Genomic DNA, 14,899 nt, shown 5'->3' with positions numbered 1-14,899 from the left:
GCGGGTGCGGATGTCGGCGAAGGGGGCGCTGCCCCGGCCCCGGAAACGGGCGGTCCCGTCCGCCGGGTGGGGCGCGCGCGGGCGGGCGGGGCGCCTCGGCGATACTGGGACGCATGGCTTACGACGATCTTCGCTCCCTGCTCCGGGCGCTGGAGCGCGAGGGCGACCTCAAGCGCATCAAGGCCGAGGTCGACCCGTATCTGGAGGTCGGGGAGATCGTCGACCGGGTCCAGAAGGCCCAGGGCCCGGCGCTCCTCTTCGAGAACGTGCGCGGCTCCTCCATGCCGCTCGCGATGAACGTGTTCGGCACCGACCGCCGTCTGCTCAAGGCGCTCGGCCTGAAGTCGTACGCCGACATCAGCGACAAGATCGGCGGACTGCTGCGGCCCGAGCTGCCGCAGGGCTTCGTCGGTGTGCGCGAGGCGTTCGGCAAGCTCGGCGCGATGACCCACGTACCGCCGAAGAAGGTGAAGGACGCCCCCGTGCAGGAGGTGGTCCTGCGCGGTGACGACGTCGACCTCGACGCGCTGCCCGCCCTCTTCACCTGGCCGAAGGACGGCGGCTCCTTCTTCAACCTCGGGCTGACGCACACCCGGGACCCGGAGAGCGGCATCCGCAACCTCGGGCTCTACCGCCTCCAGCGCCACGACAGGCGCACCATCGGCATGCACTGGCAGATCCACAAGGACAGCCGCAACCACTATCAGGTGGCGGCCCGCCGGGGTGAGCGGCTGCCGGTCGCGATCGCCTTCGGCTGCCCGCCCGCCGTCACCTACGCCTCCACCGCCCCGCTGCCCGGCGACATCGACGAGTACCTGTTCGCCGGGTTCGTGCAGGGCAAGCGGATCGAGATGGTCGACTGCAAGACGGTGCCCCTCCAGGTGCCGGCGCAGGCCGAGGTCGTCCTCGAAGGGTGGCTGGAGCCGGGCGAGATGCTGCCCGAGGGCCCGTTCGGCGACCACACCGGGTTCTACACCCCGCAGGAGCCGTTCCCCGCGCTGACCATCGACTGCGTCACCATGCGGAAGCGGCCGCTGCTCCAGTCGATCGTGGTCGGCCGCCCGCCGACCGAGGACGGGCCGCTGGGCCGCGCGACGGAGAGGTTCTTCCTCCCCCTCCTCAAGATCATCGTCCCGGACATCGTGGACTACCACCTCCCCGAGGCCGGCGGCTTCCACAACTGCGCGATCGTCTCGATCGACAAGAAGTACCCGAAGCACGCGCAGAAGGTCATGCACGCCGTCTGGGGCGCCCACATGATGTCCCTGACCAAGCTCATCGTGGTGGTCGACTCCGACTGCGACGTCCACGATCTGCACGAGGTCGCCTGGCGCGCCCTCGGCAACACCGACTACTCCCGCGACCTCACCGTCGTCGAGGGCCCGGTCGACCACCTCGACCACGCCTCCTACCAGCAGTTCTGGGGCGGCAAGGCGGGCATCGACTCGACGCGGAAGTGGCCCGAGGAGGGCTACACCCGGGACGGCGGCTGGCCCGAGATGGTGCTGTCGGACCCGGAGACGGCGGCGAAGGTCGACCGCCGCTGGAAGGAGTACGGACTCTCGTGAGCAGCGCATCAGCGGCGATCCCGCAGCCGGGGCGCACCAAGGCGTTCCTGCGCCTCGTCATGATCGAGCACTCCGTCTTCGCGCTGCCCTTCGCGTACATCGCGGCGCTGACGGCGATGTTCGAGCTGGACGGGAACATCCACTGGGGGCGGCTGCTGCTCGTCACGGTCGCGATGGTCGGGCTGCGGACGTTCGCGATGGCGGCGAACCGGATCATCGACCGCGAGATCGACGCCCGCAACCCCCGCACCGCCCACCGTGAACTGGTCACCGGCGCCATGTCGGTGAAGCACGCCTGGACCGGCGCCCTCGTCGCCCTGGTGTTCTTCCTGGGGGCCGCGGCGCTGCTCAACCCGCTGTGCCTCGCCCTCGCGCCCATCGCCGTCGTCCCGATGGTGGTCTACCCGTACGGCAAGCGGTTCACGAACTTCCCGCAGGCCATCCTCGGTGTCGCCCAGGCGATGGGCCCGATCGGCGGCTGGCTGGCGATCACCGGCGAGTGGTCCTGGGACGCGGTGATCCTCGGCCTCGCCGTCGGCGTCTGGATCGGCGGCTTCGACCTGATCTACGCCTGCCAGGACGTCGAGACGGACCGCGAGGTCGGCGTGAAGTCGGTCCCCGCCCGCTTCGGCGTCCCGGCCGCCGTCTGGGGCGCCCGGGCCTGCCACACCGTCACCACCGGCCTGTTCGTCTGGTACGGGGCGGCCACCGGCGCCGGCGCCTTCTTCTGGCTCGGCCTGGTGATCGTCGCGGGCGCGTTCCTCTACGAGCACACCATCGTGCGCCCGCACGACCTGTCCCGGCTCAACCGCGCGTTCTTCCAGGTCAACGGCTTCATCGGCATCGCGCTCTTCGTCTGCGCGCTGCTGGACCTGCTGGTGCGCGGGCTGACGCTCTAGCCGGCCCTCGCCACCTCGGCCCCGGGCCTGCGTTCACGTCAAACCCCGGTGGTACGCCTCCCGGGGCATCGCCAACTACCTCGTCGTCGACCCGCTCGAAGGCCACTGCGTGACGATGTGGAACCCGGGCCCCGACGGCTACCGCGGCCGTGACGTCGTTCCGTACGGCGCCGATCCGACCGTCGACTCGCCCCTGGGCGGGCTGACGCTGCGCACGGACCGGCTGCCCGTGGACCCGAAGGCCCGCCGGTCCTGAGTCAATACCGCGGCGCCGGTAGGCTCGGGGTGTGAACGCAGGAGAAACACAGCGGCGGCCTTGGATCGTGGGGGTGTCCGGCGCGTCCGGAACCCCGTATGCGGCCGCCGTGCTGCGCGCGCTGCTGGCGGCCGGGGAGAGCGTCGACCTGGTGGTCTCCCGCGCCTCCCGGCTGACCCTCCTCGACGAGACGGGCCTCGCCTTCCGGGACGCGCACTGGCGGGACGACCTGCGCGCCTGGCTGGCCCGCGGGGCCGACGGCAAGCCCGAGACCTTCGGCGCCTTCGAGGACCGGATCGACGCCGTACGCCACTGGAGCGCCGGGGACCTGGCGGCCGGGCCGTCCTCCGGCTCGTACCCCGCCAAGGGCATGATCATCGTGCCCGCCTCGACCGCCTGCGTCGCCGGAGTCGCCCTCGGCCTCTCCAAGGACCTGCTCCAGCGGGCGGCGAGCGTGACCCTCAAGGAGGGGCGCAGGCTCGTCGTCGCCGTCCGCGAGACCCCGCTGAACGGGCAGACGCTGCGCCACCTGGTCACGCTCGACGACGCGGGCGCGGCCGTCGTCCCCGCCTCACCCGCGTTCTACGCGGGCGCCACGCACATCCAGGACCTGGTCGACTTCGTCGCCGGACGGGTGCTCGACGCGGCGGGCGTCGAGCACCGGCTCTACCGCCGCTGGGAGGGCGAACTCGGCGGCGGTTCCCGCGGCACCACCTGAGCACAGCACGTCATCAACTTTCAGGATCTCTTCAGCGGAAGGCTATCGATCGCATGGACGCGGTGGACAGGCAGCTCATCCAGGCCCTGAGGGAGAACGGCCGGGCCTCCTACGCGGAGCTGGGACGCCTCGTCGGACTGTCGGGACCCAGTGTCACCGACCGCATCAACCGGCTGGAGGCCGCCGGCGTCATCACCGGCTACCGCGCCACGGTCGACTCCGCCTCGCTCGGTCTCGGCGTCACCGCCCTGATCGGCATCTCGCTCTCCGACGCCGCCGACCACGAGGACGTGGCACGCCGGCTGAAGGACCTCACCGAGATCGAGGACTGCTGGTTCATCGCCGGCGACGACTCGTTCATGCTCAAGGTGCGCTCCAGCGACGTGGACGGACTGGAGAAGACCATCCGCCGGCTGTCCGGCACCAAGGGCGTCTCCCGGACCCGTACGACGATCGTGCTCTCCACCAAGTGGGAGAACCGCGTCGGCGAACTGCCGGAGGAGGAGTAGGGCGCCGAAAGCGCTGATGGGGGCCGCTCGCCCGCGATCCGCGGGGGAGTACCGTGGACTCGGTTCGTCACAGGGAGAGGTACACGCATGGATGTCGGGCTCAAGCGCGAGCTGGAGGACAAGGTCCGGGCCGGTGAGCGGCTGACCCGCGAGGACGGCATCGCGCTGTACGAGTCGGACGACCTGGCCTGGCTCGGCGGTCTCGCGCACGAGGTGCGGACGCGCAAGAACGGCGACGTCGTCCACTTCAACGTCAACCGTCACCTCAACATGACGAACGTGTGCACCGCGTCCTGCGCGTACTGCTCGTTCCAGCGCAAGCCGGGCGAGAAGGACGCGTACACGATGCGCATCGAGGAGGCCGTCCGGCTCGCCAAGGCGATGGAGGGCGAGAACCTCACCGAGCTGCACATCGTCAACGGCCTGCACCCGAACCTGCCGTGGCGCTACTACCCGCGGTCGCTCAGCGAGCTGAAGAAGGCCCTCCCGGACGTCTCGCTGAAGGCGTTCACCGCCACGGAGATCCACCACTTCGAGACCATCTCCGGGCTGAGCGCCTCCGAGATCCTCGACGAGCTGATCGACGCCGGCCTGGAGTCGCTGACCGGCGGCGGCGCCGAGATCTTCGACTGGGAGGTCCGCCAGCACATCGTGGACCACCGGACGCACTGGGAGGACTGGTCGCGCATCCACCGCCTCGCGCACGAGAAGGGTCTCAAGACCCCGTGCACGATGCTGTACGGCCACATCGAGGAGCCGCGCCACCGCGTGGACCACGTGCTGCGCCTGCGCGAACTCCAGGACGAGACCGGCGGCTTCCAGGTCTTCATCCCGCTGCGCTACCAGCACGACTTCGTGGACGTGAAGGACGGCAAGGTCCGCAACCGGCTCCAGGCGCGCACGCAGATGGCGACCGGCGCCGAGGCCCTCAAGACCTTCGCGGTCTCCCGGCTGCTCTTCGACAACGTGCCGCACGTGAAGGTGTTCTGGGTCATGCACGGCGTGCAGACCGCCCAGCTCGCCCTCCAGCACGGCGCCGACGACATGGACGGCTCCGTCGTCGAGTACAAGATCACGCACGACGCCGACAACTACGGCACGCCGAACAAGCTGACCCGCGAGGACCTGCTCGACCTGATTCGCGACGCCGGCTTCCGCCCGGTCGAGCGCAACACCCGGTACGAGATCATCCGCGAGTACGACGGCCCCGACCCGGCGCGCCGCGAGTCCCCCCAGCCCATGCGGGTCTGACCTACCGATGGGACTGACCTTCCGCCTGGACCCGCCCGTGGGCCCGGAGCTCCGTGACGGCGTGCTCGCGCTGTGGACGGACGTCTCCAACGCGGGCGGCTCCGTGGGCTTCGTACCGCCCGTGACGGCCGAGGACATCCGGCCCGAGTGGCTCAAGCACCTCGCCGCGATGGCCGAGCGGCGCACCCGCCTCCTCGTCGGGTACGACGAGGACGGCGCGGTCGCCGCCACCGCCTTCCTCTCCCTCAACACGCACCGGCTGATGCGGCACTGGCTGTGGCTCTACACGGTGATGGTGCACCCCCGGCACCAGGGCCTGGGGTACGGCCGCGACCTGCTCGCCGCCGCCGAGGAGGCCGCCGCCTCCCTGCCCGGCATCGAGGCGATACGGCTCACCTGCCGCGGCGGGCAGGGCCTGGAGCGCTTCTACGCCTCCTGCGGCTACCAGGAGGTCGGCCGGGTGCCGGGCGCGATCCGGGTCGCGCCCGGCGACGACCGCGACGACGTCACGATGCTGCTGCCGCTGGCCGCCGCCGGCAACCGAGCCCCCGGCGAAAGATCCGCTTTGGGCCGTGCTTCACTGGAGAGTGCCCCTTCGGGACCTCCCCGCGCCCCCGGGAACGCGGGACGGGAGATCCCCACGGAACGGAAGAGTGGATTGAGATGCTCCGCTACACACTGATGCGCCTCGGTGTCTTCGTGGGTTGCTTCGTGGTCGTCTGGGGCCTCGTCTACTCCGGCATCGCCCCGCGCGGCCTCGGCGACTCCAACTACATGTGGGTCGTCCTGCTCGCCCTGGTGATCTCCGCGCCCATCAGCTTCGTCGTGCTGCGCGGCGAGCGCGACCGGGCCTCCGCGCAGGTCGTGGCCCGGGTCGACCGCGCCAAGGCCAACCTGGAGCGCAACCGCACGCAGGAGGACGTCGTCGACGACGCCGCCCGCGGCGCGCACGGCGGGGCCTCCTGACGTTCCGCTCCCGCCCCCGGGCGTGAGCGGCCCCTCGTACGCTTGCCCGTATGGGTGCTGTGAAGAACAAGCGGATGCCGCGTGCGGTGCGGGAGCGGCAGATGCTCGACGCCGCCGTACAGACCTTCGGTCAGCGGGGGTACCGGGCCGCGTCGATGGACGAGATCGCCGATCTGGCGGGCGTGTCCAAGCCGTTGGTGTACCTGTACCTGAACTCCAAGGAAGACCTGTTCACGGCATGCATCCGGCGTGAGGCGAAGGCACTGACCGCGGCGGTGCGGGCCGGCGTCCGGCCGGGGCTGCCCGCCGACCGGCAACTCTGGGACGGACTGCGGGCGTTCTTCGAGCACACCGCGCGCAACCCCGACGGCTGGGCGGTGTTGCACCGGCAGGCCCGTACGCACGGGGAGCCGTTCGCCGCCGAGGTCACCGCGATGCGGGAGGAACTCGTCGCGTTCGTCACCCAGTTGATCGTCATCGCGGCCCGCGAGGCGCACCGTGACCCCTCCCTCGCCGAGCGCGAGGTCGCCGGGCTCGCGGAAGCCCTCGTCGGCGCCGCCGAGTCCCTCGCCGCCTGGGCCAACGCCACGCCGGGCGTCTCCGCCAAGCAGGCGTCGGCCACCCTCATGAACTTCGCCTGGGCGGGACTCGGCGAGCTGATGGCGGGGCGTCCCTGGGCGCCCCCGTCGGAGCACTAGCCGTCGTCTCCGGTCGCCCGCCGCTGCCGCTCGCCGTCCGCCGGGAGGGTGCCGAGGTCGCGGGCCTCGCCGGTCAGGTGCAGGCGGTCGCCCTCGCCCCGGAGCGCGAAGGCGGTCCCCTCCGACGTGTACGTCACCGTGCCCGGAAGCAGGACGGGAGCCTTGAACTCGGCGCGTACGTGGAGTGCGCCGCCGGTCGGGTGCTCCGCCAGGCAGCGGGCGACCGTCCACATCCCGTGGGCGATGGCCCGCGGGAAGCCGAAGAGGCGGGCGGTGAGGGAGTGCAGGTGGATCGGGTTGCGGTCGCCGGAGACGGCGGCGTAGCGCCGGCCGGTGTCGGCGCCCACCCGCCACGTGGCCATGACGGGCGGGCGCTCCGACCCGGGTGACGCGGGCGCCCGCCTACCGGGCGCCTGCCTCTCGGGCGCCTGCCTCGCGGGTGGCGGCGGAGGGGCGGGGTCGGCCGGGTGGGCCGTGCGGTGGCGGGCCAGGTAGGTGCTGCGCGACTCCCAGACGACCGTGCCGTCGGTGGCCGCCTCGGTCACGACGACCGCCTGCGTGCCCCGGCGGTGCGGCGCCAACTCCTCGATGAACACCGTCAGTTCGTACTCCGCCCCGGTGCCGAGGGGCTGGTGCCGGGTGATCTCGATCGAGGTGTGCACGAGGCCGAGGAGCGGGAGCGGGAACGAGCGGGCCGCCATGAGCCGCATGGCGAGCGGGAAGCCCAGGACGTGCGGGTACGTCACCGGAAGGGCGTCGGCGCCGGTCGCGAAGCCGCACACCCGCTCGTACGCCGCCAGGCGGGCCAGGTCGATGCGGACGCCGGGCAGGGTCAGGCGCGTCGGCGTGTGCGCGGCCCCGGGCCGGGGGCGCCGCTTGAGCAGGGAGAGGGCGGCGCCCCGGGCGAGGAGGGGCGTGAGTGCGGGGGGTGCCGTCAGGACGGTGCGGTCGGTGGGGGCGGTGCGGGCGGTGCGGTTCTGCACGGGGGCTCCTGGGCGTCGGTGCGTGTGGTGCGGTGTCCTCTGGTGGGCGTCGGGCGCTTTCCCCCGGTGGGTGGGTCGGGGCCGTGCCGGTACATCCGGCAGTCGGTTGTTGGTGTCGGCGTCCGTCACCGGCGTTCCTCGGTTGCTTACGTCCCGTGCCCGACGGCCATGTGATGTACCGGCACGGCCCCTTCGGTGCCAGGGCGGCTTGCGGTCCGTGGGCGGCTGAGCCACGGGGGCCCGGGCCCGGTGGCTCGGGTGCGGGGCCCGCCCTGGCCGAGGGCGGGGGTCTCTCCGCTTCCGCTGCGGGCAATCGTGCCGCTGGGGGCGATGGGGGAGGGTGGGCGCAGGCGGCTCCCCGCCGGCGCCGGGCTCGCCGACCCACTTCGACGCGGGCCCGAGTGCTGGGTGCTGGTGGAGGAGAGGGGAGTTGGCCACTCGGGCGGTGCGGCGGGGGCGCCGGGTGTGCCGGCCCGGCTCGTCGCCGACTGCAGCGCCGGGTGACGGTGCGGGCGAGGCGAGTTGGCCCGCCCGGGCGGTGCGGCGGGGGGCGCCGACCCGCCTCGATGTCCGCTGCAACGCCCGGGTGCTGGGCGGGGGAGGGGAGCAAGCCGGGCTCTCCGGTGGGCCGGGCGCGTCAGCCCTACGCTCCGAGGAGGCTCTGGCCGCACACCCGTAGCACCTGCCCGTTCACGGTCCCGGAGGCGGGATGGGCCAAGTAGGCCGTCGTCTCGGCGACGTCGACCGGCAGGCCGCCCTGCCCGAGGGAGTTCATCCGGCGCCCCGCCTCCCGGATGAGCAGCGGCACCGCGGCCGTCATCCGGGTCTCGATGAAGCCCGGGGCGACCGCGTTGACCGTGATGCCGTGCTCGGCGAGCGCCCGCGGGGCCAGTGACCGGACGAGTCCGGCCACGCCCGCCTTCGCGGCGGCGTAGTTCGTCTGGCCCGCGTTGCCGGCGAGTCCCGCGATGGACGCGGTCGCCACGATCCGCCCCCCGCGCCGCAGCGCCCCGGCGGCCAGCAGCGCGTCCGTCGTGCGCAGCACGCTCGCGAGGTTCACGTCGAGGACCGGACTCCACCGCTCCGCGGGCATGTTGACGAGCCGCCGGTCCCGGGTGACGCCCGCGTTGTGGACGAGGACGTCGAGCCCGCCGGGCAGCGCCCCGGCGATCCGGGCGCCCGCGTCGGCCGCGGTGATGTCGAGCGCCAGCGCGCTGCCGCCGAGCCGCTCGGCGACCGCCGCCAGTTCGGCGCCCGCGGAGGGGACGTCGAGGCACACCACGGTGGCCCCGTCCCGGGCCAGCGTCGCGGCGACCGCCTCGCCGATGCCGCGCGCGGCTCCCGTGACGAGCGCCGTCCGCCCGGCGAGGGGCCGCGACCAGTCCTCGGGCGCCGTCACCTCGCCGCCGCCGACCTCGATCACCTGCCCGCTGACGTAGGCCGACTTGGGGGAGAGGAGGAAGCGGAGCGTCGATTCCAGGGCGGCGGCCGTCGCGGTGCGGGTGACCCGAACCAGCGTGACCGTGCGGCCGCCGCCGATCTCCTTGCCCAGCGAGCGCACGAACCCCTCCAGCGCCTGCTGGGCCGCGGCCCGGTGGTGGTCGGCCGGGTCGGGCGGCGTGCCGAGGACCACGACCCGCCCGCTCGCGGCGATGGAGCCGGCCACGGGATGCAGCGCGGCGTGCACCTCGGCGAGTCCGTCGAGGTCGGCGACGCCGGTGGCGTCGAGCAGGACGGCCGCGGGCCGGGCGGCCTCCGCCCGCACCTCCAGACCCGTGCGGGCCGGCACGTCCGCGAGGTCGAAGCCCGGTTTCCCCGCCGTCAGGTGCAGCAACGGCCCTTCCAGGGCGGGACGTTCGGCCGACCAGCGGTGCAGCGCGGCGGGCTGCGGCAGCCCGAGTCCGCGGGTCAGGAAGCGGCCCGGCGCGGTGCCGGCGAAGCGCAGATAGCGGTCGGCCATTGTCCAACTCCCAGCGAGGACGTTACTTTACTCCGGAGTAAGGTTACCGCTGGTAAGGCTACGTCAGGGTCAGGAGCAGGTCGAGATGAATCCCATCGGTCCGGCACGGGCGCCCCTCGGCGCGGCGGCCGCACGCCCCGTCGCGGTCGTCGGCGGCACCCGCATCCCCTTCGCCCGCTCCGACGGCCCGTACGCGACGGCCTCGAACCAGGAGATGCTGACCGCCGCCGTCGACGGCCTCGTGGAGCGCTTCGGCCTCCAGGAGGCGAGCGCCGTCGGGGAGTTGGTCGCCGGCGCCGTCCTCAAGCACAGCCGCGACTTCAACCTCGCCCGCGAGACCGTGCTCGGCTCGCGGCTGGACGCCCGCACCCCCGCGTACGACATCCAGCAGGCCTGCGGCACCGGCCTCCAGGCGGTGATCGCCGCCGCCAACAAGATCGCCCTCGGTCAGACGGAGTCCGCCGTCGCGGGCGGCGCCGACACGGCGAGCGACGCGCCCCTCGGGGTCAACGACGCGCTGCGCCGCATCCTGCTCGAAGCGCGCCGCGCCAAGTCGCCCGGCGCGCGCCTGAAGGCGCTGGCCCGCATCCGGCCCCCGCACCTCGTCCCCGACGTCCCCCGCAACGCCGAGCCGCGCACCGGCCTGTCCATGGGCGAGCACGCCGCCGTCACCGCCCGCGCCTGGGGCGTCTCGCGCGAGGCGCAGGACGAACTCGCGGCGGCGAGCCACCGGCGGCTGGCGGCCGCGTACGACCGGGGCCTGTTGGACGGTCTGGTGGTCCCCTTCCGCGGGCTCACCCGGGACCAGAACCTGCGGCCGGGTTCCACGGTGGAGAAACTCGCCTCGCTCAAGCCGGTGTTCGGGACCGGAGCCCCCGGTCCGACCATGACGGCGGGCAACTCGACGCCGCTCACGGACGGCGCGGCGGTCGTCCTGCTGGCGAGCGAGGAGTGGGCGGCGGCCCGGGAGCTGGAGCCGCTCGCGTACCTGACGGCGTACGAGACCGCCGCGGTCGACTTCGTCGGCGGCGACGTCGCGGGCGGCGAGGACGGGCTGCTGATGGCGCCCGCCCACGCGGTGCCGCGGATGCTGGAGCGGGCCGGACTCGGCATCGAGGACTTCGACTTCGTCGAGATCCACGAGGCGTTCGCCTCCCAGGTCCTCGCCACGCTGGCCGCCTGGGAGAAGCGCGGACTCGCCCCGGTCGACCGCGCCCGCCTCAACGTGGCCGGCTCGTCCCTGGCCACCGGCCACCCCTTCGCCGCGACCGGCGCCCGCGTCGTCGCCACCCTCGCCGCGCTGCTCGCGGAGCGGGGCACCCCGGGCCGCGGACTGATCTCCGTCTGCGCCGCCGGCGGGCAGGGGGTGACGGCGATCCTGGAGCGCCCCTGACGGCCGCGGGCGCCCGGCAGCCGCGATGCCCGGCCGTCACGGCGCCCGGGCCTACCGCCGGTAACAACTCGCACGCCGCCCGCCCCGGAGCCCCACAAGCCCCACACGCGAGCGCCGTACGATCCCCGTCTCACCCGGCGCGGCGGACGCCGCCCGCCTGAACTCCCCGACCCCCGGCGCCGTACGAGGGAGCGCGACCCTCGTCCCTCCCGGGTCCCCGCAGCCAAGGAGCCGCCCCGTGTCCAGCCTGTACGCGTCCCCGCCCCCGCCCGCGGAACCGGAGATCAAGCGGCTGGACGGCGTCGTGCGCGAGGTGTCCCTGCCGCCCCTCGTCGCACCGGTCACCCACGGCTCGCTCGCGGACATCCCCTTCGACAACGCGGTGGCCGCGCCCGGCGCCCCCGTCCTCAGCCGCAAGGACCAGGACGGCCGCTGGCGTGACGTGAGTGCCGCCGAGTTCGCGGCGGAGGTGCTCGCGGTCGCGAAGGGCCTGATAGCCGAGGGCCTGGTGCCGGGCGACCGCATCGCCATCATGTCGCGGACCACGTACGAGTGGACGCTCCTGGACTTCGCCGCCTGGGCGGCCGGCCTGGTCACCGTCCCCGTCTACCCGACGTCCTCCGTCTTCCAGACCCGCTGGATCCTCCAGGACTCGGGGGCCGTCGCCCTCGCCGCGGAGTCCGTCGCCCAGGCCGCCGCCCTCGGCCCCGAGCGCGACCGCATCCCCGACCTGCGGCACATGTGGGTCTTCGAGAAGGGCCACCTGGAGCGGCTCGCCGAGCTGGGCCGCGAGATCCCCGACCAGGAGGTCGCCGTACGCCGGGGGGTGCTCGGCCCGGACACCCTCGCCACCCTCATCTACACCTCGGGCACCACCGGCCGCCCCAAGGGCTGCGCCCTCACCCACGGCAACTTCTTCGCCGAGATCGACAACGCGATCGAACTGCTCTACCCGATCTTCAAGGCGCGGACCTCGGAAGCCGCCTCCACGCTGCTCTTCCTGCCCCTCTCGCACGTCTTCGGCAGGATGGTCGCCATCGCCTGCCTGCGGGCCCGGGTCAGACTGGGCCACGCCCCGAGCCTGCGCACCGACGATCTCCTCGCCGACCTGGCCGGCTTCAGGCCCACCTTCCTGCTGGCCATCCCGTACGTCCTGGAGAAGGTCTTCAACACCGGCCGCGCCACGGCCGAGAAGCTGGGCCGCGGCTCCTCCTTCGACCGCGCGGCCGCCATCGCGCGCCGCTACGGCGAGGCCCTGGAGGCCCGCCGCCACGGCACCGGTCCGGGCCCCGGACCCGGCCTGCGCGCGGCCCGCGCCCTCTACGACCCGCTCGTCTACCGCCGGATCCGCAACGCCCTGGGCGGCCGGGTCCGCTACGCGATCTGCGGTGGCTCCCCGCTCGGCCGCCGCATGGCCGCCTTCTACGCCGGCGCCGGCATCGAGATCTACGAGGGCTACGGCCTCACCGAGACCACTGCGGCCGCCACCGTCACCCCGCCGGCCAAGCCCCGGCTGGGCACCGTCGGCCTGCCCGTGCCGGGCACCCGGGTGCGCGTCGCCGCCGACGGCGAGGTGCTGCTGAGCGGCGGACAGGTCTTCCGCGGCTACTGGGACCCGCACGCGGGCGGGGTCGTCGACGCGGCGCCGGACGGCTGGTTCGCCACGGGCGACCTCGGCGAACTGGACGACGACGGCTATCTGACCATCACCGGCCGCAAGAAGGAGATCCTGATCACGGCCGGCGGCAAGAACGTGGCTCCGGCCCCGCTGGAGGACTGGCTCCGCGCCCACCCGCTGATCGCCCAGTGCATGGTCCTCGGCGACCGCCGCCCCTACATCACGGCCCTCATCACCCTGGACCCCGAGGGCATCACCCACTGGCGCCAGATGAACGGCAAGCACGGTGTGCCGCCGCAGCTCCTGCTGGACGACCCGGACCTGCACGCCGTGCTCCAGCGCGCCGTCGACGAGGCCAACAAACTCGTCTCCCGCCCGGAGTCCATCCGCCGCTACGCCATCCTGCCCGGCGCCTTCACGGAGGAGGCGGGTCAGCTGACCCCGTCGATGAAGCTGCGCCGCGAGGTGATCCTGCGGGACTTCTCCCGCCAGGTGGAGGCGATGTACGAGCGGTGACGACAGGCAGGAGCCCCGCACCGGGCTGGTGCGGGGCTCCTTGGGTACTACTGATTGTTCCGGATCAAAGCACTGGGCTCATGGAGCCGAAGGCTTAGAGCGGGGTGACGTTCTCCGCCTGCGGACCCTTCGGGCCCTGGGTGACGTCGAAGGAAACCGACTGGTTCTCTTCGAGAGAGCGGAAACCGCTCGCGTTGATGGCGGAGTAGTGGACGAAGACGTCCGGGCCGCCGCCTTCCTGGGCAATGAAGCCAAAGCCCTTTTCGGCGTTGAACCACTTCACGGTTCCGGTAGCCATAAGCCCTCCTTGGGCCCAAAGGGTTGCCCTGCTCCAGAACCTGCAAGGTGTAAACAACAGCGTGTTGACAACTGCATTCATCTGAAAACGACGAGAGCCCGCGGTCACATGCTCCGCAGGCTCTGTACTGCAAGGGAAACCAAACTGCAACTTGCGGCGAGCCTAGCATGCGGGCAGCCGAAAGCAACAGAGGGAAAGATCACGTCACCCGGATGTTTGACGATCCTCTGATCGGGGTTGACGTCGCGGTGCCGACTCGCTGTCACGAGGGTTGACACAAGAGGTCCGGAGGGTTTCCGCAACCACTCGGGGACCCGGAGCCTGCACCGTACCGCATGGGGGCTAGCCTCGCGATGTGGACAATTCTCGCACCCGGCCGCGCGTCGGCCACATCCAGTTCCTGAACTGCCTGCCCCTGTACTGGGGGCTCGCGAGAACGGGCACGCTCCTCGACTTCGAGCTCACCAAGGACACCCCGGAGAAGCTCAGCGAGAAGCTGGTGCGGGGAGATCTCGACATCGGGCCGATCACGCTCGTCGAGTTCCTCAAGCACGCCGACGAGCTGGTCGCCTTTCCCGACATCGCGGTCGGCTGCGACGGCCCGGTGATGTCCTGCGTGATCGTCTCGCAGGTGCCCCTGGAGCAGCTGGACGGTGCCCGGGTCGCCCTCGGCTCGACCTCGCGCACCTCCGTGCGCCTCGCCCAGCTGCTGCTGGCCGAGAAGGTCGGGGTCCAGCCGTCGTACTACACGTGCCCGCCGGATCTCAGCCTGATGATGCAGGAGGCCGACGCCGCCGTCCTCATCGGCGACGCGGCGCTGCGCGCCAACCTCCTGGACGGCCCGAAGTTCGGCCTGGAGGTGCACGACCTGGGCGCGCTGTGGAAGGAGTGGACGGGCCTGCCGTTCGTCTTCGCGGTGTGGGCGGCCCGGCGCGACTACCTGGAGCGCGAGCCCGTCGTCACCCGTAAGGTCCACGAGGCCTTCCTCGCCTCCCGGGACCTCTCGCTCGACGAGGTCGCCAAGGTCGCCGAGCAGGCGGCCCGCTGGGAGGCCTTCGACGAGAGCGTCCTGGAGCGGTACTTCACGACGCTCGACTTCCGCTTCGGCGGCCCGCAGCTGGAGGCCGTCACGGAGTTCGCCCGCCGGGTCGGCCCCACGACCGGGTTCCCGGCCGACGTCGAGGTACGGCTGCTGGAGCCCTGAGGCTCCCGGCCCCGGCGGCACTACCCTGCTGGGGAACGCACGCGTACGGGGGAGAGGTGGGC

General features: G+C 72.7%; 14 protein-coding genes and 1 pseudogene. 12 read left to right on the top strand and 3 right to left on the bottom strand.

Annotation, left to right across the window (positions count from 1 at the left end):
• Window positions 1-113 precede the first annotated feature (113 nt).
• The 9 genes and pseudogenes from ACWGIS_RS27575 to ACWGIS_RS27535 all read left to right on the top strand — a co-directional run bounded on the left by ACWGIS_RS27575 (window position 114) and on the right by ACWGIS_RS27535 (window position 6,865).
• Window positions 114-1,568 (top strand): menaquinone biosynthesis decarboxylase, encoded by a 1,455-nt coding sequence (locus tag ACWGIS_RS27575; protein ID WP_453365147.1) that lies wholly within the window; start codon window positions 114-116, stop codon window positions 1,566-1,568.
• Window positions 1,565-2,467 (top strand): menaquinone biosynthesis prenyltransferase MqnP, encoded by a 903-nt coding sequence (gene mqnP, locus ACWGIS_RS27570; RefSeq protein ID WP_453365146.1) that lies wholly within the window; start codon window positions 1,565-1,567, stop codon window positions 2,465-2,467. The genes ACWGIS_RS27575 and mqnP overlap by 4 nt, the downstream gene beginning before the upstream one ends.
• A 109-nt stretch (window positions 2,468-2,576) precedes the next feature.
• The gene (locus ACWGIS_RS27565; protein ID WP_453365145.1) at window positions 2,577-2,723 is read left to right on the top strand and encodes a hypothetical protein; all 147 of its coding nucleotides are present in this window, start codon (window positions 2,577-2,579) and stop codon (window positions 2,721-2,723) included.
• Between the two features lie 31 nt (window positions 2,724-2,754).
• The gene (locus ACWGIS_RS27560; protein ID WP_453365144.1) at window positions 2,755-3,441 is read left to right on the top strand and encodes a UbiX family flavin prenyltransferase; all 687 of its coding nucleotides are present in this window, start codon (window positions 2,755-2,757) and stop codon (window positions 3,439-3,441) included.
• 53 nt (window positions 3,442-3,494) lie between these two features.
• A complete protein-coding gene (locus tag ACWGIS_RS27555; protein ID WP_121405402.1) occupies window positions 3,495-3,950 on the top strand; it encodes an Lrp/AsnC family transcriptional regulator in 456 nt (151 codons plus the stop codon).
• 87 nt (window positions 3,951-4,037) lie between these two features.
• Window positions 4,038-5,201, top strand: a complete 1,164-nt coding sequence (gene mqnE / locus ACWGIS_RS27550) for an aminofutalosine synthase MqnE (protein ID WP_355783973.1) — start codon at window positions 4,038-4,040, stop codon at window positions 5,199-5,201.
• A 7-nt stretch (window positions 5,202-5,208) separates the two neighbouring features.
• Window positions 5,209-5,730: pseudogene (locus ACWGIS_RS27545) on the top strand (N-acetyltransferase family protein); the annotation flags it as partial.
• Between the two features lie 134 nt (window positions 5,731-5,864).
• Entirely contained in the window at window positions 5,865-6,167 is a 303-nt protein-coding gene (locus tag ACWGIS_RS27540) for a DUF4229 domain-containing protein (protein WP_453365143.1), read from the top strand.
• Between the two features lie 50 nt (window positions 6,168-6,217).
• Window positions 6,218-6,865: a TetR/AcrR family transcriptional regulator gene (locus ACWGIS_RS27535; RefSeq protein WP_453365142.1), complete on the top strand. Its 648-nt coding sequence runs from the start codon at window positions 6,218-6,220 to the stop codon at window positions 6,863-6,865.
• Here the strand turns inward: ACWGIS_RS27535 and ACWGIS_RS27530 are convergent.
• On the bottom strand, window positions 6,862-7,848 hold the full coding sequence (locus ACWGIS_RS27530; protein WP_453365141.1) for a MaoC family dehydratase: 987 nt from the start codon (window positions 7,846-7,848) through the stop codon (window positions 6,862-6,864). The two genes, ACWGIS_RS27535 and ACWGIS_RS27530, sit on opposite strands and share 4 nt — an antisense overlap.
• Window positions 7,849-8,491: 643 nt before the next feature.
• The gene (locus tag ACWGIS_RS27525) at window positions 8,492-9,808 is read right to left on the bottom strand and encodes a 3-oxoacyl-ACP reductase (protein WP_453365140.1); all 1,317 of its coding nucleotides are present in this window, start codon (window positions 9,806-9,808) and stop codon (window positions 8,492-8,494) included.
• A gap of 85 nt (window positions 9,809-9,893) precedes the next feature.
• Here ACWGIS_RS27525 and ACWGIS_RS27520 point away from each other — a divergent pair, with 85 nt between their 5' ends.
• Entirely contained in the window at window positions 9,894-11,201 is a 1,308-nt protein-coding gene (locus tag ACWGIS_RS27520; protein ID WP_453365139.1) for an acetyl-CoA C-acetyltransferase, read from the top strand.
• 238 nt (window positions 11,202-11,439) lie between these two features.
• On the top strand, window positions 11,440-13,335 hold the full coding sequence (locus tag ACWGIS_RS27515; protein WP_453365138.1) for an AMP-dependent synthetase/ligase: 1,896 nt from the start codon (window positions 11,440-11,442) through the stop codon (window positions 13,333-13,335).
• Window positions 13,336-13,429: 94 nt separating this feature from the next.
• On the opposite strand, the gene ACWGIS_RS27510 is transcribed toward ACWGIS_RS27515, so the two are convergent.
• Window positions 13,430-13,633 (bottom strand): cold-shock protein, encoded by a 204-nt coding sequence (locus ACWGIS_RS27510; protein WP_010986243.1) that lies wholly within the window; start codon window positions 13,631-13,633, stop codon window positions 13,430-13,432.
• A 355-nt stretch (window positions 13,634-13,988) separates the two neighbouring features.
• Between ACWGIS_RS27510 and ACWGIS_RS27505 the strand changes: the two genes are divergently transcribed.
• On the top strand, window positions 13,989-14,837 hold the full coding sequence (locus ACWGIS_RS27505) for a menaquinone biosynthetic enzyme MqnA/MqnD family protein (protein WP_453365137.1): 849 nt from the start codon (window positions 13,989-13,991) through the stop codon (window positions 14,835-14,837).
• Window positions 14,838-14,899 lie beyond the last annotated feature (62 nt).

It is taken from the genome of Streptomyces sp. NPDC054842 (assembly GCF_053611025.1).
This window is presented reverse-complemented; position numbering and strand designations above follow the sequence as displayed.